This is a genomic window from Nocardia sp. 852002-20019_SCH5090214, from assembly GCF_001665865.1.
Lineage (GTDB): Bacteria > Actinomycetota > Actinomycetes > Mycobacteriales > Mycobacteriaceae > Nocardia > Nocardia nova.
Map to the genome: position 1 here is coordinate 1 of NZ_LZMK01000364.1, position 19512 is coordinate 19512.

At 67.9% G+C, this 19512-nt stretch carries 19 protein-coding genes and 1 pseudogene; 9 read left to right on the plus strand and 11 right to left on the minus strand.

Features of this window, described 5'->3' with window-relative positions; genetic code table 11:
* Positions 1-368: pseudogene (locus A5780_RS43270) on the minus strand (hypothetical protein); the annotation flags it as partial.
* A 144-nt stretch (positions 369-512) separates the two neighbouring features.
* The gene (locus A5780_RS27685; protein WP_064910189.1) at positions 513-1223 is read right to left on the minus strand and encodes an SDR family oxidoreductase; all 711 of its coding nucleotides are present in this window, start codon (positions 1221-1223) and stop codon (positions 513-515) included.
* 334 nt (positions 1224-1557) lie between these two features.
* Between A5780_RS27685 and A5780_RS27690 the strand changes: the two genes are divergently transcribed.
* Together A5780_RS27690 and A5780_RS27695 are read left to right on the plus strand one after the other, a co-directional pair.
* Positions 1558-2892, plus strand: coding sequence for a hypothetical protein (locus A5780_RS27690; RefSeq protein ID WP_063011578.1), 1335 nt, complete (start codon positions 1558-1560; stop codon positions 2890-2892).
* 51 nt (positions 2893-2943) lie between these two features.
* On the plus strand, positions 2944-3702 hold the full coding sequence (locus A5780_RS27695; RefSeq protein ID WP_030514185.1) for a glycoside hydrolase family 25 protein: 759 nt from the start codon (positions 2944-2946) through the stop codon (positions 3700-3702).
* Here the strand turns inward: A5780_RS27695 and A5780_RS27700 are convergent.
* The 3 genes from A5780_RS27700 to A5780_RS27710 form a co-directional block, all read right to left on the minus strand.
* Positions 3699-4430, minus strand: coding sequence for an amino acid ABC transporter ATP-binding protein (locus A5780_RS27700; RefSeq protein WP_104362461.1), 732 nt, complete (start codon positions 4428-4430; stop codon positions 3699-3701). The two genes, A5780_RS27695 and A5780_RS27700, sit on opposite strands and share 4 nt — an antisense overlap.
* Before the next feature lie 68 nt (positions 4431-4498).
* Complete coding sequence (locus tag A5780_RS27705; RefSeq protein ID WP_064910191.1) at positions 4499-6295, minus strand: ABC transporter substrate-binding protein/permease; 1797 nt, start codon at positions 6293-6295, stop codon at positions 4499-4501.
* A gap of 138 nt (positions 6296-6433) precedes the next feature.
* The gene (locus A5780_RS27710; protein WP_030514182.1) at positions 6434-7228 is read right to left on the minus strand and encodes an LLM class F420-dependent oxidoreductase; all 795 of its coding nucleotides are present in this window, start codon (positions 7226-7228) and stop codon (positions 6434-6436) included.
* Between the two features lie 168 nt (positions 7229-7396).
* Between A5780_RS27710 and A5780_RS27715 the strand changes: the two genes are divergently transcribed.
* The gene (locus tag A5780_RS27715) at positions 7397-8476 is read left to right on the plus strand and encodes an ABC transporter ATP-binding protein (protein WP_063011534.1); all 1080 of its coding nucleotides are present in this window, start codon (positions 7397-7399) and stop codon (positions 8474-8476) included.
* 94 nt (positions 8477-8570) lie between these two features.
* Here A5780_RS27715 and A5780_RS27720 read toward each other — a convergent pair whose 3' ends face one another.
* A complete protein-coding gene (locus tag A5780_RS27720; protein ID WP_064904955.1) occupies positions 8571-9089 on the minus strand; it encodes a helix-turn-helix domain-containing protein in 519 nt (172 codons plus the stop codon).
* Between the two features lie 108 nt (positions 9090-9197).
* On the opposite strand from A5780_RS27720, the gene A5780_RS27725 reads away from it, so the two are divergent.
* Positions 9198-10367: a thiolase family protein gene (locus tag A5780_RS27725; RefSeq protein ID WP_064904943.1), complete on the plus strand. Its 1170-nt coding sequence runs from the start codon at positions 9198-9200 to the stop codon at positions 10365-10367.
* 3 nt (positions 10368-10370) lie between these two features.
* Here the strand turns inward: A5780_RS27725 and A5780_RS27730 are convergent, their stop codons facing one another.
* Positions 10371-10715 (minus strand): hypothetical protein, encoded by a 345-nt coding sequence (locus tag A5780_RS27730; RefSeq protein WP_064904944.1) that lies wholly within the window; start codon positions 10713-10715, stop codon positions 10371-10373.
* 92 nt (positions 10716-10807) lie between these two features.
* On the opposite strand from A5780_RS27730, the gene A5780_RS27735 reads away from it, so the two are divergent.
* Complete coding sequence (locus tag A5780_RS27735; RefSeq protein ID WP_227463092.1) at positions 10808-11779, plus strand: o-succinylbenzoate synthase; 972 nt, start codon at positions 10808-10810, stop codon at positions 11777-11779.
* Positions 11780-11901: 122 nt separating this feature from the next.
* Entirely contained in the window at positions 11902-12699 is a 798-nt protein-coding gene (locus tag A5780_RS27740; protein ID WP_030514176.1) for a VOC family protein, read from the plus strand.
* 42 nt (positions 12700-12741) lie between these two features.
* Here the strand turns inward: A5780_RS27740 and A5780_RS27745 are convergent, their stop codons facing one another.
* Entirely contained in the window at positions 12742-13254 is a 513-nt protein-coding gene (locus A5780_RS27745) for a TIGR04338 family metallohydrolase (RefSeq protein ID WP_064910193.1), read from the minus strand.
* Positions 13255-13318: 64 nt separating this feature from the next.
* A complete protein-coding gene (locus tag A5780_RS27750; protein ID WP_063011588.1) occupies positions 13319-14158 on the minus strand; it encodes a DUF2786 domain-containing protein in 840 nt (279 codons plus the stop codon).
* 289 nt (positions 14159-14447) lie between these two features.
* Between A5780_RS27750 and A5780_RS27755 the strand changes: the two genes are divergently transcribed.
* From A5780_RS27755 to A5780_RS27765, 3 genes are all read left to right on the plus strand, one after another.
* Positions 14448-15710: an extracellular solute-binding protein gene (locus A5780_RS27755; RefSeq protein WP_030514173.1), complete on the plus strand. Its 1263-nt coding sequence runs from the start codon at positions 14448-14450 to the stop codon at positions 15708-15710.
* A gap of 86 nt (positions 15711-15796) precedes the next feature.
* Entirely contained in the window at positions 15797-16780 is a 984-nt protein-coding gene (locus tag A5780_RS27760) for a carbohydrate ABC transporter permease (protein ID WP_051043442.1), read from the plus strand.
* On the plus strand, positions 16780-17631 hold the full coding sequence (locus tag A5780_RS27765) for a carbohydrate ABC transporter permease (RefSeq protein WP_063011542.1): 852 nt from the start codon (positions 16780-16782) through the stop codon (positions 17629-17631). The genes A5780_RS27760 and A5780_RS27765 overlap by 1 nt, the downstream gene beginning before the upstream one ends.
* On the opposite strand, the gene A5780_RS27770 is transcribed toward A5780_RS27765, so the two are convergent.
* Together A5780_RS27770 and A5780_RS27775 are read right to left on the minus strand one after the other, a co-directional pair.
* Positions 17621-18277, minus strand: a complete 657-nt coding sequence (locus tag A5780_RS27770; RefSeq protein WP_231983118.1) for an HAD family phosphatase — start codon at positions 18275-18277, stop codon at positions 17621-17623. The genes A5780_RS27765 and A5780_RS27770 overlap by 11 nt on opposite strands.
* Complete coding sequence (locus A5780_RS27775; RefSeq protein WP_197521896.1) at positions 18271-19449, minus strand: MFS transporter; 1179 nt, start codon at positions 19447-19449, stop codon at positions 18271-18273. The genes A5780_RS27770 and A5780_RS27775 overlap by 7 nt, the downstream gene beginning before the upstream one ends.
* Positions 19450-19512 lie beyond the last annotated feature (63 nt).

Here is a 19512-nt window from a genome sequence, read left to right on the forward strand (position 1 = left end):
CCGGCATCACCGCCCGCCGCGCCGCCATCGAGGCCATGCAGATGCGGGAGGAGAAGGCCCGCCGCGAGCACGCCGCCAACCGGGCCGAAGACCGTGGCGCCCTCGGGCACGATGACTGCTCTGCCGGGCGCCGGCGCGAATCTCGCGCTCACGGTGGACGACGGCGCGAGCCCCGAGGTGGTCGGCGCGTATATCCGCTTCGCCCGCGATACCGGCGCCCGCTTCACGTTCTTCGTGACCGCCGCGGCTACAGGTTTCGCCCTTTCCCCGGTCGCACTGTGGGCCGTCGTACAGCCGGTCAAGGCGACCGCCGTGCCCGCGGCGAGCAGCGTGAGCAGCTGCCGCCGATTCGATCGCGCGTCACCCATGCCGGTGTCGCCCCTGGTAGGAGGTCATTTCTGCCCTAAGCTACCGCACCCTCGACACCCTCGCCGGCCGGGCACCGGTCGTTCCGGCGCGTCGGCCGGTAGCACCGATTCAGCGCCCGATTCGGCCCGGCCGACAGCACCGGTTCAGCGGGCGATCGGGCGCAGCACGATCTCGGTCGGGTGCGCGTCGCGTGGCGTCTCGACGGCGTTGCGGACGGCCCGGGCGACCGTCGCCGCGGTCAAGAACTCGCCGGGGTTGTAATCCCGCTGTTCGGAGGCGACGATCGCGCGCTGCATCTCGGTGTCGATGCGTCCCGGGTGGACGGAGGTGACACGCAGGCGCGGTTCCTCGAGCCGCAGCGCGTCACCGAAAGCGCGCAGACCGAATTTGCTCGCGGCGTACACACCCCAGTGCGGATTGGCGCGCAGCCCGGCACCCGAATTGATCAGCACCACATGGCCGCCGGCGGCGCGCAGGGCGGGCAGCAGCAGCCGGGTCAGCTCGGCGACGGCAATCAGATTGGCTTCCAGCGTATTTCGCCACAGCTCGACCGACGAGTCGGCGATCGACCCCAGTTCGGCGACGCCCGCGTTGTGCACCAGCACATCCAGACGGCCGATCGGCGCCGTCGCCGCGGGCAGCGCGGCGTAATCGGTCAGATCAACCGGCCAGGGTTCGGCATCGGGAAGTTCCGTCCGGATCTTCGCCAGCGATTGCGCCGAACGCGCGCCCAGCAGCAGTCGATGCGTCCCCGCGAGCTCCCGCGCGATCGCGGCTCCCAGTCCCCGGCTGGCGCCGGTGATCAGCGCGGTCGGTAGATCCTGCGCGGCAGTGCTTTCCGAAGGTGCGGCCATGTGCTCACCGTAAACCCCGCGCGCCCACCGCAGTGCTACGCACCCGGGCGGCGCGGACGATCACACGGGCGGGTCCGGACAATTGCACCGCCGCGACCGGACATCTGTCGTCCATCGGTGGCGAGCCGATGCCGATGGGTGTAATCCAGACTCGAGCAACCGGTTCACAGCGGCGGGCGGGGGACGGACACCGCGCATGACACAGAACGAGGCGATGAGGGTGGACACTGCCGAACAGGTGACCGGACCGGACCATGCCCCCGCGGCGGCCGCTGTGCGGCACGCGACGCCCGGGCGCCGCGCATATCTGAAGGTGACGTCGCAGAATAGGGAAATGAACGGTCCCGGCTTCACCCCCACCCAGCTGGCTGCCCGGGCCGCCTATCTGCTCCGCGGCAACGATCTGGGGACCATGACCAGCGCGGCGCCCAAGCTCTACCCCCATATGTGGAGCTGGGACGCCGCCTTCGTCGCCGTCGGCCTGGCCCCGCTGAGTGTGGAGCGCGCTGTCGTCGAACTCGACACTCTGCTCTCCGCGCAATGGCGCAACGGGATGATCCCGCACATCGTGTTCGCCAACGGCGTGGACGGCTACTTCCCGGGACCGAGCCGATGGGAGTGCCGTCGGCTGGCGGCGAACGCCCCCGCCGGTGTCGACACATCGGGCATCACCCAGCCACCGGTGCACGCGATCGCGGTCCAGCGGATTCTCGACCACTCCCGGCGCCACGGCCGCACCACCCGGGCGGTCGCCGCGGAATTCCTGGATCGGCGCTGGGTCGATCTGATGCGCTGGCATCGCTGGCTGGCACATGCCCGCGACCCCAAACAGCACGGCCGGATCACCCTGTATCACGGCTGGGAGTCCGGGATGGACAATTCGCCGCGGTGGGATCGCGCCTACGCCAATGTGGTGGTCGGCGACCTGCCGCCGTATCGGCGCGCCGATATCGACGTGGTCGACCCGGCGCAGCGTCCCACCGATCGCGAATACGACCGCTACCTGTGGCTCGTGGAGCAAATGCGTCGGTGTGGCTACGACGATTTCCAGCTGGCCTCGACGATGAGCTTCGCCGTGGAGGACGTCTTCGTCACCGCCGTCTTCGCGCTGGCCTGTGAGGTCTTGGCCGGTATCGGGGAGGACTACCGCATGCCGCACGCCGATGTGCGCGAGCTCTACGAGTGGGCCGACTATTTCCGCGCCGGCGTGATCGCCACCGCCGATCCGCGCTCCGGCGCCGCGCGCGACTTCGACCTGCGCACCGACGATTGGATCGGCACCGAAACGCTGGCCATGTTCGCGCCGCTGCTGTGCGGCGGACTGCCGCGCGCCACCGAACGCAGTCTGCTGCGCCTGTTCGAGGGGCCACGCTTCTGCGGCCACCCCGATCTGCGCTACGCGCTGCCGCCCTCGACCTCGCCGGTGTCGAAGGATTTCCGCCCGCGCGAATATTGGCGCGGGCCGGTGTGGCCGGTGATGAGCTGGCTGTTCTCCTGGGTCTTCGCCCGCCGCGGCTGGGCCGAACGGTCCTTCATGCTGCGTGCGGAAGGTTTGCGGCAGGCGGGCGACGGCAGCTTCGCGGAGTACTACGACCCGTTCACCGGGGATCCGCTGGGGAGCATGCAGCAGTCGTGGACGGCAGCCGCGGTCCTCGACTGGCTCGGATGAGTCACGCGTAAACACTGGTCACAAGCGCCTCGGCTGCCTACTCTCGTAGCCATGTATCGACGCACCGTGGCTCGTCCGAAAGTCCGTCGCTTCACCGCAGCCCTGCCGCTGCTCGCCGTTGCCGGCATATTCTCGGCAACCGGTATCGCCTCCGCTGGACCCACCGGGCCGGACGTGTCGTCCTGGCAGCACATCGACGGCCGTCTGATCGACTGGTTCGCGGTCCGGGCCTCCGGGCACAACTTCGCCATGGTGAAGGCCACCGAGGGGCTGAACTACGTCAATCCCTATTTCGTCCCCGACAGCCTGCTGATGCGCGCGGCCGGGGTGGCGCGCGGGACCTATCACTACGCCCATCCGGATCTGCCGCCGGAACCGCAGGCCGCCCTCTACGCCGCGGTCGTCCTCGGCCAGAACGGCCCGCTGGATCTGCCGCCGGTCCTCGATATGGAGAATTCCGGCGGGCTGCCCCCGGCGGAGCTGATCGATTGGACCCATCGCTATCTGACCACGGTGCAGGCATTGACCGGCCGGGTGCCGATCATCTACACCTACCCGCGGTTCTGGCAGACGGCGATGGCCGATTCCGATCAGTTCCACCAGTACCCACTGTGGATCGCCGATTATCGCGGCAACGCCCAGCCCGAGGTGCCCGGCGGCTGGCCGGCGTGGACCTTCTGGCAGACCACCGATTCCGGCAGTGTGCCGGGTATCGCGGGCAATACCGACCTCAACGTCTACAGCGGAGCGCAGGGCAATTTCGCGCAGTTCGCCAATATGCCGTTCAGCGGCAGCAGTTCGGGCAGTTAGAGGATCTGGGACAGAAACTGTTGCAGGCGTGGGGTTTCCGGATCGTCGAAGAGGCGGTCCGGAGATCCCGACTCCACCACCTTGCCCTGGTCCATGAATACCACGCTGTCGGAAACCGAACGGGCGAAACCCATTTCGTGGGTCACCACGATCATCGTCATACCGCCGGCGGCCAGATCCGCCATCAACGAGAGCACACCCTTGACCAATTCCGGGTCCAGGGCCGAGGTCGCCTCGTCGAACAGCATCAATTCCGGCTTCATCGCCAGTGCGCGAGCGATGGCGACACGCTGCTGCTGTCCACCGGACAGATTCGCCGGGCGGGTATCGGCGCGCGCCGCCAATCCGACCGCCTCGAGCTGCTCCAGGGCCAGCGCCCGCGCCGCTTCCTTGCTCAGGCCGCGCAATTTCCGCGGTCCCAGGGCCACGTTCTCCGCCACCGTCTTGTGCGGGAACAGGTTGAAATGCTGAAAGACCATTCCGATGCGCTGGCGCAGCCGATCCGGATTTTCCCCCAGCACCGAAACCCCGTCGATCAGCACATCGCCGGAATCGGGTTCGTGCAGCCGGTTCAGCACCCGCAACAGGGTGGATTTTCCCGAACCGGACGGGCCGATGACCGTGGTGGTGTGCCCGGCATCGACGTGAATGTCGACGCCGCGCAGCACCTGGTTGTTGCCCAGGGTCAGATGCAGATCGACGCCGGTCAGCGAGGAACTGGTGCGCACGCCGTTGGCATCCTGGTCGCTCACGCCGTCGGCATCCTGGTCGCTCACGCCGTTGGCATCCTGGTCGCTCACGCTCCGCGTCCTTCCGTGATGACAGCCTGGTCGATTTCGTCGGCGGCGGCTTCGGCGCGGCCGGTGCGCAATCGGCGGTCGATGTAGTTCACCAGATGGGTGAGCGGGATCGTGAGCAGCAGATAGACCAGGCCCGCCGCGACCAGCGGTGACAGATTTCCGGTCTGCGAATTCAGGTCGCGGCCGACGGCGAACAGTTCCCGCTGGGAGGCGAGCAGGCCGAGGAAGTAGATCAGCGAGGAATCCTTGATCAGCGCGATGAACTGGTTCATCAGCGCCGGCAGCACTCGCCGCACGCCCTGGGGAATCACCACCAGCGTCATCGACTGCCGATAGCCGAATCCGATCGCCCGCGCGGCCTCCAACTGTCCCGGCTCCACCGATTGAATGCCCGAGCGGAAGATCTCGCCGATATAGGCCGAGGCCAGCAGCGCCAGCGCCACCGCGCCCAGCCAGTACGGATTGTTCCCGGTGATCCCCTTCACCACCGGGCCGATGCCCAGGCCGATCAACAGGATGATCACCACCGCCGGCAAACCGCGGAAGATGTCGGTGTAGACCCGGGCGGGCCAGCGCAACCAGCGGGTGCGAGAAATACCGGCCACCGCGAGCAGAATGCCGATGAGCGTGCCGAGCACGCCCGAAACCAGCGCCAGAATAATCGTATTCGGCAAGCCGGTCTTGAACAGTTCGGGAAATGCCTTGCGGTACAACGACCAATCGAAGAACGTGTCCTTCAATTGTGCGAGGGTCGATTTCGGAGCGTTCTGCTGATCGCCGTGCCGATGTTCGGCCGCGATCTTCTCGAAGTCCGGAAGTTGCGGCATCGGAGCCGATTTGGAGCCCGGTTTCCAGCCCGGCGGCAGCGGCCGCGGCACCCAGTCGGAATAGAGCTTGGCGTAGGTTCCGTCGGCGATCACCGCGTCGAGGCCGGAATTCAGTGCGTCGATCAGCGGCTGATTGTTCTTGCGCACCGCCCAGGCGGTGAAATTGTCCAGGCTGAAGGTGTTCTGCACGATCGAGGTGGGATCACCCGGTTTGATCGCACCGGTGGCCTGCTGCGAGGGCGCGACCCAGGCGTCGATCTGCCCGGTCTTCAGATTCGCGTAGGCAGTGTTGTAGTCGGGGAATTTCACCGCGTCCAGATGCAAGGTGCCGGTGACGTATTCGTCCTGCACGGTGCCCTGCACCACGCCGATCCGCACGCCCGGTTTCAGATCCGAAAACCCCTGGATCGCACTGCCGTTGGGCACCACGAGCGAGAAGTAGCCGAAATCGTAGCCGTTGGTGAAGCCGACCTGCTGTCGCCGGGCATCGGTGGTGGTGATGCTCGACGATCCCACGTCGAACCGGCCGGTGGCGACGAGCGAGAGCAGCGAGGCGAATTCGGTGCCGGAGAACTGCACCCGGAGTCCGAGTTTCGCGCCGATCGCCTTCAGCAGTTCGTTGTCGAATCCGGTGAAGGCCCCCGACGGATCCACGCAGATACTCGGCGGCGCGTCCGAGAGCGTGCCCACGCTGAGCACCCCGGGCTGGGACAAACCGAGCTTGGTGATATCGATCGAACTCAGCGGCGCGGTGGTCGCGGTGGTGTATCGATCGGTGCCGGCCGTCGCACCGCTCGCCAGTTTCGTCGGCGCGGGGGAGGCGGCCGACGGTCCGGGGGGTGCGCACAGGTTCGAGGCCCGCGACGAACTGCCGCCATCGGAGCTGCAGGCGACGGCGAACAGCAGCATCATCGCCACCATCAGCGCGATCAGCGCACGCGGGCGCGAGACGGGCAAACGGGCCATAGCCGAGAACCCTAGCCGGGCCGGTAGGGCCCCGGGGGCGGCGACGCGGGTCCACGGGCCGCCGCCCCTGCCACATCGCCCGGCGGAAATCGAATCCCACTGATTCGATCAGGCAGTGTTCGATCAGGCGGTGTTCGATCAGGCGATACCGGTCACCGACTCCGGATTGAAGTTGTCCCGCCATGCGACGGCCTGCTCCACCACGCTCAGGTCGTAGTCGGGCCCGCCGACGCCCACGGTGAACAGGGTCGCGCCGGCCTGCACCAGCCGCTCGGCCTGTTCGGCGCCGGGCCAGGACACCGACCGCTCGATCCGGTTCGCGTCGGTGCCGACCTCGGCGCAGTGCTCGGCCAGAATCTTCGACTTCCGTTCCAGCGCTTCGATATCGGCGAAACTGTGCCAGATGTCGGCGTATTCGGCGACCAGTCGCAACGTCTTTCGCTCACCACCGCCGCCGATCAGGATCGGAATGTGGCGCGTCGGCGCCGGATTCAGTTTCGGCAGCCGGGCGTCGATGCGGGCGAGATATTCCTTGAGCAACGCCAGACGTGTTCCGGGCGTGCCGAATTCGTAGCCGTACTCGTCGTAGTCCTTCTGGAACCAGCCGGCGCCGATGCCGAGGATCAGCCGGCCGCCGGAGATGTGGTCGACGGTGCGGGCCATATCGGCGAGCAGGTCGGGATTGCGATATCCGCCGCCGGTCACCAGGGCGCCGAGTTCGACTCGTTCGGTCTGCTCGGCGATCGCGCCGAGCATGGTCCAGCATTCGAAGTGAGCGCCGTCGGGATCGCCGTAGAGCGGGTAGAAGTGGTCCCAGTTGAAGACGATGTCCACGCCCGCATCCTCGGCCCGGCGCACGGCATCCCGGATCAGCCCGTAGTCGGGAGCATGTTGCGGCTGTAGCTGAACTCCGATGCGAACCGGTCGAGTCATCCGATGCTCCTTCGTCTCGTGAGCTGCTCTCGCGGCCGGTCAGCGGCCCTTGACGAGGCTACTCGCCCGCTGCACCCCGCGCGGGCCGCTGGGTTACTGTGGGGCGCGCACCGACCCCTCTACTCGGATCGTCCGGCACGTTCCTGCCGGTGAAGGGATTGATTCACCATGGCCACGGTCACCTTCGACCACGCCACCCGGCTCTACCCGGGTGGGACCAAACCCGCCGTCGACAAGCTGAATCTCGAGATCGCCGACGGCGAATTCCTGGTACTGGTCGGACCGTCCGGATGCGGCAAATCCACCTCGCTGCGCATGCTGGCCGGACTCGAGGAGGTCAACGACGGCCGCATTCTGATCGGCGAGAAGGATGTCACCGACGCCGAACCCAAACAGCGCGATATTGCGATGGTCTTCCAGAACTACGCGCTGTATCCGCATATGACGGTCGCGGAGAACATGGGTTTCGCACTGAAGATGGCCAAGGTCGGTAAGGCCGAGCGCACGCAGCGCGTGCTGGAGGCGGCGAAACTGCTCGACCTCGAGGACTTCCTGGACCGCAAGCCCAAGGCGCTGTCCGGCGGTCAGCGTCAGCGGGTCGCGATGGGACGCGCGATCGTGCGGCAGCCGCAGGTATTCCTGATGGACGAACCGCTGTCGAATCTGGACGCGAAACTGCGCGTGCAGACCCGCACGCAGATCGCCCAGTTGCAGCGCCGGCTCGGCACCACCACGGTCTACGTCACCCACGACCAGGTGGAGGCGATGACCATGGGCGACCGGGTGGCGGTGCTCAAGGACGGACTGCTGCAGCAGTGCGCCTCACCCCGGGATCTGTATCGGGATCCGGCGAATCTGTTCGTCGCGGGCTTCATGGGCTCCCCGGCGATGAACCTGTTCACCCTGCCGGTGTCGGACGGTTCGGTGACCGTCGGCGGACATTCGATCGCGCTGCCGCGCACGGTGGCCGACGCCGCGGGCGAGACCGTGGTGGTCGGCATCCGGCCGGAGCATTTCGATCCGGCCGGCGGTTCCGACGGCATCGCCATGGAGATCGATGTGGTCGAGGAGCTGGGTTCGGACGCCTACATCTACGGCCGTACCCTGGGCGAGGCCGGCGGAGATCAGACGATCGTCGCCCGCGCCGACTGGCGCAATCCGCCGCAGAAGGGCGACAAGCTGACGCTCACCAGCGATGCGGAGCACACCTATTTCTTCGACCCGGCCAGCGGTAAGCGACTGACCTAGGACTCGAATATCGTTGCCCTCGAACGCTTCCGGGTGCTCGAGGGCACGATCGTCAGCCCACGCACCGGTCCGCCGAAGACCCGCGCCGATCGTCTCATCGCTGTGCGGTCACATCCCGGGTTCCGACGCGTGCCCGGCGCCAGTCCTGGTTGACCCGGACCCGGATGTCCTCGAGCGCGACCTCGTCACCGCCGGCGCTGCGCAACTCCACCCGCACCGGTTCACCGGTGGTGTCTTCGATCCGCTCCAGCGGCGGCACTCCGCCCTGCAGATATTTGTCCCCCCACTGCCACAGCGCGAAGATCGCCGGCAGCAGATCCCGGCCCATCTCGGTGAGCACGTACTCGTTGCGGGTGCGCTTACCCTCTTCCCGATACGGCTGTTTGCGCAGCAGTCCCGCGTCGGTCAGTTTGCGCAGCGCGGCGGCCGCGGCGGCATCGGTGATACCCACCCGCGCCGCGAAACCGTCGAAGCGGGTGGTGCCGTAGATGGATTCGCGCAGAATCAGCATCGTCGAGCGGGCGCCGACGATATCCAGCGCCTTCACGATGGAACAGCCGTCCGGCTTCCACGAATTCAGATCACGCAGGGGTCCTTCCAACTTCACGGGCATGACGACGATCATACCAACTCTGACTTGCCACAACTAATGCCAGCTCCTAACCTGGCTTTAGAGCGACTGAGTCAGATGTCGCAACGGCGCGATACCGGAGGAATCGCCATGAGAGACGCAGTGATCGTCGAGGCCGTACGCACCCCGATCGGCAAGGGCAAAGCCACCGGAGCGCTGCACGAACTGCATCCGGTCGACCTGTTCGCCCACAGCCTGCGCGAGGTCGTGCGACGCAGCGGGATCGATCCGGTGCTGATCGACGACGTCATCGGCGGTGTGGTCACCCAGGTCGGCGAGCAGTCGGTCAACATCACCCGCCGGGCCGCGCTCGCGGCCGGATATCCGGAATCCGTTCCGGCCACCACGGTCGACCGGCAGTGCGGTAGCAGCCAGCAGGCCATCCACTTCGCCGCGCAGGGCGTGCTGGCCGGGGCCTACGACATCGTCGTCGCCGGCGGTCTGGAGTCGATGAGCCGGGTGCCGATGGGGTCGAGCGTGGCGGGCGCCACCGATATCAACGGCGTGGCCTTCACCGAGCGGTATCCGGACGAGCTGGTACCGCAGGGGATCAGCGCGGAACTGATCGCGGCGCGCTGGGGCATCTCGCGCATCGCCATGGACGAATTCTCGCTCGCCAGTCACGAAAAGGCCGCCACCGCAACGAAGAACGGATCCTTCGAGGCACAACTGGCGCCGTTGGCCGGGTTGAGCACCGACGAGGGCATTCGCGTCGGCAGCACCCTGGAAACCCTGGCCGGGCTGCGGCCGGCCTACTACAGCGAGGCCTATGCCGCCCGATTCCCCGAGATCGGCTGGAACGTGACCGCCGCCAATGCGAGTCAGATCAACGACGGCAGCGCGGCAGTGCTGATCATGACCAGTGAGAAGGCGGCGCAACTGGGCCTGCGGCCACTGGCCCGGCTGCACAGTTTCGCGGTCGCGGGCGACGATCCGCTGCTGATGCTCACCGCGGTGATCCCGGCGACTCGGAAGGTGTTGCAGCGCTCGGGCCTGTCGTTGGCCGATATCGACCTGTTCGAGGTCAACGAGGCCTTCGCCTCGGTGGTACTGGCCTGGGCCGCCGATACCGGCGCGGATCTGTCCCGGGTGAACGTCAACGGCGGCGCGATCGCGCTGGGGCATCCGCTCGGCGCCTCCGGTGCGCGGCTGGCGACCACGCTGGTCCACGCACTGCACGAACGCGGGGCCCGCTTCGGACTGCAAACCATGTGTGAGGCAGGCGGTTTGGCGAACGCGACCATCTACGAGCGGCTCTGAGCCTCAGACCGACACCACGACCAGCGCCGCCGCGAAACCGAGCAGCCACGCCTCGGCCAGCAGCGGCAGGGTGAGCAGCGCGTAAGGCCAGGCCGGGCGGCGTTCCCGCAACGCCCGCAGGGTCCACCGCCCGGCCAGCAGCAGCGCACCGACCAGGGACAGGAACGCCACGGCGTAGGCCAGCGGCAGATGACTGTCCCCCGGCCGAGTGCGCTGCCGCGCCATATCCCGGTACGGCAGGCCGTACCGCCAGATCACCCACGCCACACCGCAACCGGCCAGATAGACCGCGGCACTCAGCACGGCATCGCCGCGCCGCAGCGGCGGGCGAGCCGGCCGGAACTCCATGGCTACTTATGGAAATCCCTTCGACCGGTGCTCGCAAGCACCACTGGTCGACCGCCGGTCCGTCGCCGTTTCGCAGGGTTAGGCTGGCCCGGGTGAGCGATCTGGATCCGGCGTCGGCCCTGGTTTACGCGATTCCGCTGCGTACTCGCTTCCGCGGCATCACCGTCCGTGAGGGGATGCTGCTCGAAGGACCGCGCGGCTGGGGTGAGTTCTGCCCGTTCGTCGAATACGACGACCGCGAGGCCGCGAACTGGCTCGCCACCACGGTCGAGCAGATCGAGGAGGGCTGGCCGGAACCGGTCCGGGATCGCATTCCGGTCAATTGCACCGTTCCCGCGGTCGGACCCGAGCGCGCGTATGCCATCGTCGCCGAATCCGGTTGCCGCACCGCGAAAGTCAAGATCGCCGATCATCCCGACTCGCTCGCCGAGGATATCGAGCGGGTCGCGGCCGTCCGCGATGCGCTGGGTGGCGACGGTGCCGTCCGGGTCGATGCCAACGCGGTCTGGGATGTCGATACCGCGGTCACCAACTTGCGTCAGATCGACCGTGCCGCACAGGGTTTGGAATACGCCGAGCAACCGTGCCGGACGATCGAGGAGCTGGCGGCGGTCCGGCGGCGGGTCGACATTCCCATCGCCGCGGACGAATCCATCCGGCGTGCCGAGGATCCGCTGCGGGTCGCGGTGGCGGGAGCGGCCGATATCGCCGTACTGAAATGCACACCGCTCGGCGGAGTGCGGCGGGCACTGCGGGTGGCGCAGGCGGCGGGACTGCCGTGCGTGATCTCCTCGGCACTGGAGACGAGCGTCGGACTGTCGGCCCAGCTCGCGCTGGCCGGTGCCCTGCCGGAACTCGACCACGCCTGCGGGCTGGGCACCGTCAACCTGTTCGCCGGCGACGTGGTCGCGGAGTCACTGCGCCCCGTCGACGGATATCTGAGCGTTCCGCGCACCCCGCCGAACCCGGATCCCGCACTGCTGGAACGCTTCCGCCATCCCGATCCGGAGCGCACGGCGTGGTGGCGAAGCCGGCTGGAGCGGGTGCTGCGGCTCCTTGATTGATCGCGGCCTCGCACGCCTCGGCGGGTGCGGGACGAGGGTTTTCCCACCCGCCCGTCTGTGATTAGCTGATCGTGTGCCATCGGCAGTTCTCACGTGCTCGAACACACGATAGGAGTTCCGCAATGCCCACTCGTGATTCTGCGTGGCCGCAGGGTACGCCCTGCTGGATCGACTGTTCGGTCGACGATCCGCAGGCTGCCCGCGACTTCTACTCCGGTTTGCTGGGGTGGGAGATCATGGACAGCCCGCCCGAGGCCGGGGGATATCTGATGGCGATGCTGAACGGTAAACCGGCCGCCGGAATCGGGCCCAAGATGGGCGAGGCGCCGATGCCCTCGGTGTGGACCACCTACCTCGCCGCCGACGATGTCGACGCGGTCGCCGAGGCCATCGGCGCGGCCGGGGGCACCGTGTTCGTCCCGCCCTTCGACGTCATGGACGTGGGCCGCATGTGCGTGGCCGCCGATCCGACCGGCGGCATCTTCGGCGTCTGGCAGGCCAAGGCCCACACCGGTGCCGGTATCTACAACGAACCCGGCTCCTACTGCTGGAACGAACTGCACACCGGCGACTACGCCACCGCACAGGAGTTCTACCGCCGCGTCTTCGGCTGGACCTTCGACGAAATCGGCGACGGTGAGAACTTCGTCTATTCCACCTTCTCCCCGCCCGGTGCGGACGTCGCCGGCGGCGTCATGGACGCCGGCAGCGCACCCGGCGACAACCCGCCCTACTGGCTCACCTGGTTCCAGGTCGCCGGGACGGACGAAAAGCTCTCCCGCGCAACCGAACTCGGTGCCACGGCACTGATGGGACCGGACGACACCCCGTTCGGCCGCTCCGCCGTCGTCCAGGCTCCCCAGGGCGAGATCTTCGGCCTCATCGACCCGACGGTGCGAGCCGAGGCGCCCGGGCAGTAGCGCTCGTGTCCCGGGCCGTGCGGTACGGCCCGGGGCATCGGTTCAGCCCACTCGGGCGCCACAGTCGTGCAGAGTGGCGCGCAGAAGAAGGGCGGCTTCCGGGCCGATGATCCCGTCGACCAGCTCGAGGTAGCGCGTACAGAATTCCGGGCCGTGCGGGGCGAGGTCGACGCCGGGCGGCTCCAAGTGGTGGGCGATTTCGTGGAGTATGACCAATTCGCGCAGCGCCCACGCGGTTCCGCCGGTGTGCAGGGGTACGGCCAGGACGGCGCGGCCGGTTTCGTAGTGCGCCGCGCCGGTGCCCGCGCGGGCACGCACCGCGAGCGGCGTATCGGCCCGAAGCCATTGCGCGCGTACCCAATTCAATGCCAGGACTCGGTCCACATAGCTCTGGACCGACTCGACCGAGGCGAACTTCCGCTCGATCGGCAGCGTGAGCTGCGAGCCGTGCAAGTCGACCGTGCGAGCCCCGAATTCCTCGGCTCGTTCGAACATCCGCCGCACCAGACCCTCGGCATCGTAGACGCGGCTGCGCTGCGAATCCCGGGGCGTCACAACTGCGGCTCGCGGTGCGCCGGGCACATCAGGACGGCGCCGCACTGCGCCGCTCTCGTGCGGCTCATGCTCCGGGCGCTTCGAGACGCCCTCGCCCGGTGGGCAATTCGGGGGACAGACCCAGCCGTGCGCTTCGGCCGGCACGATCCCCGGCACGTCGCGCGGCCGGCGAGTACCCCGTGGATTCCTGCGGGCCGCGCCAGGTGCCGCGGGCGTCGGAGGTGCGGGAGTAGAAATCGGTGAGCTCGAGGTCCTTGTTGCGCAGGGCCAGCGCGGTGCCCGCGGCCGATTCCGCGGAGCCGGGATCGTCGCGCACCGCCTCGGCCTCCACATCCGCCTTCACCTGCGCCAGCCGGCGGCCGATCCGATCGGCGAACGCCATCTGGAAATTCAGCCGAGCCGTCACCGCTGCGACAGGGGCCTGTATGCGACGCTGCACCCTGCGACCCCAGCGCGTCTCCACCACGACCTTCTCCACGGTCGCCGATTTGTAGGCGCCGGATTTGATGTAGTGGTCCGACGCCCGCACCATCTGCACCAGCAGGCTCGTGTACAGCGCCTCGCAGGTCGCGATATCGGTGTCGAAGCCGTAGGCGTACACCTGCGTGGACGTGCGGGTCACATCGCAGCGCACATCGTTGGCCGCGGCGATCGCCACGAACAACTGCACGTAGGTGCGCAGCCCTTTCTTCCCCGCCTCGCCGATCGGGACGACCTTCTGCATCGGTGTCGGGCGGCGTTCGCGGCCGGCGATATGGGCACGGGCCACCGCCAGGTCGATCGACGAACGGGTCGCCAGGCGCTGGGCAGCCGCCATGAACGCCTCGGCCTCGTGCTCGTTGTCGGTCGACTCGGCCTGACGCAACAGCCCACCGATCCGGGTGAGCAACTTGTCCTGGGGCATCTGGGTCGACATCGAGCGCCAGGATACGAGAACGCACCGACATCCCCACACGATCGGGCGGGGGCGGAAGGCGGTAGCTCGCGGAACCACGGAGGGCGGGGGCGGACGCCGTATCCCACGCAGCAGCCGAACAATGTATCTTGCCTTGTGCAACCGGCGCAGTGTGCGGGCGCTCACGCTTGGCACCTGTGTTCGTTACGACCCTGGAGTATCGATGGCTTTGAACAAGGCGTCCTCGAACAAGGCGCGTAAGGCTCGCGCGCGCGCCGCGTCACGACGCTCGTCCCTCGTGTCCCGCGCCGCACTGGCCACCGCGTCGGTGGCACTGCTCACCGCCGGGTTGACGAGCGCCTGTTCGAGCGGCGACGGCAGCAACCCGACCGGCCAGAACCTGGGCGGGCGCGGTCCGATCACCTACGTCGAGGGTAAGGACACCACCGAGACGGGTGCGGTCAAGCAGCTCATCGACCGGTGGAACGCCGCCCATCCGAACGAGCAGGTGACGTTCAAAGAGCAGTCCAACGACGCCTCCCAGCAGTACGACGACCTGGCCCAGCACATGCGGGCCAAACAGTCCGACTACGACGTGATGGCGCTGGACGTGCCGTGGACCGCCGAGTTCGCGGCCAAGGGCTGGATTCAGCCGCTGAAGGACTCCTTCGCCCTCGACACCTCCACGCTGCTCTCGCCGACCGTCGCCAGCGCGACCTACCAGGGCACCCTCTACGCCGCGCCGCGCAACACCAACGGCGGCCTGCTGTACTACCGCAAGGATCTGGTTCCGAATCCGCCGAAGACCTGGCCGGAACTGCTGGCCGACTGCAATATCGCGCGCGATCACGGAATCGGCTGCTACGCAGGGCAGTTCGCACCCTACGAAGGTCTGACCGTGAACGCGGCCGAGGTGATCAACGCCTACGGCGGCTCGTTCGTCGGCCCGGACGGCAAGACCGCGACCGTGAACTCCCCGCAGTCGCGCGCCGGCCTGCAGGTGCTCACCGACGCCTACAAGAACGGCGACATCCCCAAGGAGGCCATCTCCTTCAAGGAGCCGGAGAGCCAGAACGCCTTCGCCTCGGGCAAGCTGCTGTTCCTGCGCACCTGGCCCAACTTCTACGGTGTGGCCCAGGCCGACTCCTCCGCGGTGAAGGGCAATTTCGGCGTCTCCCCACTGCCCGGTAAGGACGGCATCGGCGCCTCCACGCTCGGTGGTTACAACGCCGCCATCAGCGCCTACTCCAAGAACAAGGCCACCGCGCTGGACTTCCTGCGCTTCCTGATCAGCGAGGATGCCCAGCGCATCGTCGCCGAGGGCGCGTTCCCGTCGGTGCGGTCGTCGATGTACGACGATCCGGCGCTGATCGCGAAGTTCCCGTATCTGCCCGCGCTGAAGGATTCGATCGCCAGCGCCGTGCCGCGCCCGGTGACCCCCTTCTACCCGGCGGTGTCGAAGGCCATCCAGGACAACGCATATGCTGCGTTGACCGGTAAGAAATCAGTCGATGACGCGATCATCGGCATGCAGAAGGGCATCGAAGCCGCCGGCTCCTGACCCTGTCCGCAGTCTGCCCCGTAGGAGAGTTGAACGTGTCGAGTCCTTCGGGTGCGACCGATCTCGCGCCACCCGACGATTTGCCGGTGAGCCCGAAACCGAAGCGCGACAGTAACTCCCGGGGCTTACGGCTCCCGCAGGGGTCGGGCCGCGCGTGGTTGTTCGTCGCACCGGTGCTGGTGGCGCTCGCGGTCGTCATCGGCTATCCGGTGGTGCGCGCGGTGTGGATGTCGTTCCAGAAGGACGCCGGGCTCGACCCCGCCACCGGCATGTTCGTCGAGGGCGGCAGCGCCGGGTTCAGCAACTACACGCACTGGCTGCTGCAGCAGTGCACCCTGCCCGGCGGCGGAACCGAGCCGTGCCCCACCGGCAACCTGGGTTCGCAGTTCTGGGCGGCCATCGGGATCACCCTGCTGTTCACGGTGATCACCGTGACGCTCGAGGCGACCATCGGCCTCGGCATGGCGACCGTGATGGGCAAGACCTTCCGCGGGCGGGCGCTGCTGCGTGCCGCGGTGCTGATCCCCTGGGCCATCCCGACCGCGGTGACAGCCCGGTTGTGGGAGTTCATGTTCCAGTACAACGGCGTGGTCAACCGGGTGCTGCACACGCACATCCTGTGGCAGACCGATCCGTGGTGGTCGCGATTCGCGGTGATCATCGCCGACGTCTGGAAGACCACCCCGTTCATGGCGTTGCTGATTCTCGCCGGACTGCAGGTGATCCCGAACGACGTGTACGAGGCGGCCAAGGTCGACGGCGCCTCGGCATGGCAGCGCTTCACCCACATCACGCTGCCGCTGCTGAAGCCCGCACTGCTGGTCGCGGTGCTGTTCCGGACCATGGACGCGCTGCGCCTCTACGACCTGCCGGCCATCATGATGCAGGGCAACCCGGCGACCCGGACCATTTCGATCCTCGTGGTCGATCAGGTGCGGCAGGGCTCCAACAGCGCGGCCGCGCTGTCGGTGCTCACCTTCCTGATGATTTTCGCGGTGGCATTCGTGCTGGTGAAGATACTGGGCGCCAATGCGGTGGCGACGCAGGAAGAACAGCGGAAGGCACACTGATGACCACTGCTACCTCTGGGCGCAAACCGTGGCGGTCCGCGCGGGTGTACGTCGGTGCGCTGATCGTGCTGATCTGGGGCCTGGCCCCGTTCTACTGGATGGCGGTGACCGCCTTCCGCGATCCGGACTACACCTTCGACAACACCCCGTGGCCCACCCACCTGACCTTCGAGAACTTCCGCAACGCGTTCGACACCAGCCGCGGCAACGACTTCGGCCGGGCGCTGACCAACAGCGTCGTCATCGGCGCGGCCACCACCGTGATCGCACTGCTGATCGGCATGATGGCCGCCTACGCCTTGGCGCGCATGGCCTTTCGCGGTAAGACCCTAGTCGCCGGCTTGATCCTGAGCGCCTCGATGTTCCCGGTGGTCGTCCTGGTGACGCCGCTGTTCCAGCTGTTCACCAACATCGGCTGGATCGGGCACTACCAGGCGATGATCATCCCGAACATCTCGTTCGTGCTGCCGATGACGGTCTACGTCCTGGCCTCGTTCTTCGCCGAGCTGCCCTGGGAGCTCGAGGAAGCGGCCCGGATCGACGGCGCGAGCCGGTTCCAGGCGTTCCGGCTGGTGATGCTGCCGCTGGCCGCGCCCGCGGTGTTCACCACGGCGATCCTGGCGTTCATCGCCGCGGTGAACGAGTACCTGCTGGCCAGTCTGCTCTCGGTCGACCGGACCGAACCCGTGACGGTCGCGATCGCGCGGTTCTCCGGTAACGATCCGCTGGTGCAGCCGTATGCGGCGATCATGGCGGCGGGCATCATCGTCACCGTGCCGCTGGTGATCATGGTGTTGCTGTTCCAGCGCCGCATCATCTCCGGCCTCACCGCGGGCGGCGTCAAGAGCTAGGGCAGGCGGCGACCGATTTCGTCCCGAGCTGCCTTTCGATATCGGCGGGTGAGCCGGTGTAGTGGAGGGTTCGCAGGCCGAGTCGTGCCGCCGCTTCGCAGTTGTCGGGCCGGTCGTCGATGAACATCACACGACCCGGATCTCCGACTCCGGTGGCGGCCAGGGCATTTCGGTAGGTGTCGAGGTGCGGTTTGTTCATGCCGAGCCGGGCCGAGTAGAGGGCGTCGGTCATCAGGCCGCGCCAGTCGGAGGCGTCGAGCGCGTCGCCGACCGGGTGGGGCGCGTTGGACAGCAAGACCATCGGCAGATCCGCCTGGCGGGCCCGGTGCAGGAGGCCGACGACGCGGTGGTCGGTCCGCGTCCACAACGCGGTGTCGACGGCACGTAAGCGGGTGAGCAATACCGGTTCGGGCCGGCGGCCGAGCACCGCGGTCCAGAAGTCCGTGTCGTCGAACTCGCCGGAATCGTAGGGTTCGCGAGCGCTCCAGAAGGCGGTCTGGAAATGAGTGAGGTCTTCGGTGCGCCATCCGGCGAGTTCGGCGAGACCGCTCCACATGGGAGTGGTCGGCTGCAGGCCGATGACGCCGTTGTAGTCGAAGATGACCGCGTCGAGGTCGGTGGACGAGTGAGACAGAGCGCTTACCACTGGTTCTCCAATGCTCGATGAGACAGAGCGGCCACGCCCGCGGCGAGCAGGGCGGGCAGCACGAGGGCGACGGGCAGGGTCGTGACGGTGGCCACGGCCCCGATGAGGGCCGGTCCCGCGAGTAGTCCGAGATATCCGGCGACGGCCACGGCGGCGACGGCGCGCGGACCTCCCGTGCCGGCCGTGCTGAACAGGGAAGGAATCGTGACGGCCAGGCCGAGGCCGAAGACGGCCCAGCCGGCCAACGCGAACGGCACATCGTTCACCGACACACCGGTGAGAAGTCCGGCCGACGCCAGAATCGCGCCTGCCCGAACGACTTTCGGCGCTCCGAAGCGGGCGGTGAGCCGATCGCCGACGAGGCGTCCGGCCGCCATCGCGGCGCTGTACGCGGCGTATGCGGCGGCACCGACCGCGGCCGAGGCGTGCAGGCCGGTCAGGTGGACCGCCGACCAGTCGGCCGCCGCGCCCTCGCCGAGCAGACATGCCGCGGCCAGTGCGCCCAGCAGCCAGATCCGAGACCGGGACAGTCGGGGCGCACGCTCACCCACCACCACCCCCGGGTCGGCAAGCGGCGAGCCGACACAGCGCGTGGCGGGCGCCGCGGCGATCGTCGCGAGGACGACCGCGGCCGCGGTGATGCCGAAGACGTAGGTGTGCGAAATATGCGCGGCGACAACGGCCATCACCGCTCCGCCCAGCGCGCCGAGGCTGTAGGCCGCGTGCAGGCCGGACATGATCGGCCGGCCGTAGGCGTTCTGGCAGCGCATCGCGGCGGCATTCGCCGCGACGTCCAGTACCCCGTGCGCGGCGCCGAAGCACAGCGCCGCGGCGGCGAGCGCGATCGGCATCCGGCAGCTGCCGACCAGCGCGAGACTCAGGGCCAGACCGACCCCGCCGACGGTCAACAGCTGGGGCAACCGAGCAGGCCGGGCGAGGCGACCGCCGACCTGGAGGCCGGCGACCATGCCGACCGCGGCGGCGAGCAGGACCCCGGCCAGCCCGGCCGTGCCGAGTCCGGCGGATTCCTGGACCGCGGGGATCCGTGTTCCCCAGACGGCCATCACGACGCCGAGGCCGGCGAAGTAACCCGTCAGCAGGCCACGGCTCCGGACGACGTCGTCGGGTATGTCGAGTACGCGATTCGGAGGCATCGCGATGGTGCGTGTCATGAAGGCTCCATCAGTGCCGCCACCGATTTCGGGGTCGACGACGACCCGCGCGATCGGCGGTGG

Excerpts from the sequence above, each read along its gene's own strand:
- A5780_RS27685 (WP_064910189.1), bottom strand. The coding sequence starts at position 1,223 with ATGGCCGCACCTTCGGAAAGCACTGCCGCGCAGGATCTACCGACCGCG.
- A5780_RS27690 (WP_063011578.1), top strand. The coding sequence starts at position 1,558 with ATGAACGGTCCCGGCTTCACCCCCACCCAGCTGGCTGCCCGGGCCGCC.
- A5780_RS27695 (WP_030514185.1), top strand. The coding sequence starts at position 2,944 with ATGTATCGACGCACCGTGGCTCGTCCGAAAGTCCGTCGCTTCACCGCA.
- A5780_RS27705 (WP_064910191.1), bottom strand. The coding sequence starts at position 6,295 with ATGGCCCGTTTGCCCGTCTCGCGCCCGCGTGCGCTGATCGCGCTGATG.
- A5780_RS27710 (WP_030514182.1), bottom strand. The coding sequence starts at position 7,228 with ATGACTCGACCGGTTCGCATCGGAGTTCAGCTACAGCCGCAACATGCT.
- A5780_RS27715 (WP_063011534.1), top strand. The coding sequence starts at position 7,397 with ATGGCCACGGTCACCTTCGACCACGCCACCCGGCTCTACCCGGGTGGG.
- A5780_RS27720 (WP_064904955.1), bottom strand. The coding sequence starts at position 9,089 with ATGCCCGTGAAGTTGGAAGGACCCCTGCGTGATCTGAATTCGTGGAAG.
- A5780_RS27725 (WP_064904943.1), top strand. The coding sequence starts at position 9,198 with ATGAGAGACGCAGTGATCGTCGAGGCCGTACGCACCCCGATCGGCAAG.
- A5780_RS27730 (WP_064904944.1), bottom strand. The coding sequence starts at position 10,715 with ATGGAGTTCCGGCCGGCTCGCCCGCCGCTGCGGCGCGGCGATGCCGTG.
- A5780_RS27740 (WP_030514176.1), top strand. The coding sequence starts at position 11,902 with ATGCCCACTCGTGATTCTGCGTGGCCGCAGGGTACGCCCTGCTGGATC.
- A5780_RS27750 (WP_063011588.1), bottom strand. The coding sequence starts at position 14,158 with ATGCCCCAGGACAAGTTGCTCACCCGGATCGGTGGGCTGTTGCGTCAG.
- A5780_RS27765 (WP_063011542.1), top strand. The coding sequence starts at position 16,780 with ATGACCACTGCTACCTCTGGGCGCAAACCGTGGCGGTCCGCGCGGGTG.
- A5780_RS27775 (WP_197521896.1), bottom strand. The coding sequence starts at position 19,449 with ATGACACGCACCATCGCGATGCCTCCGAATCGCGTACTCGACATACCC.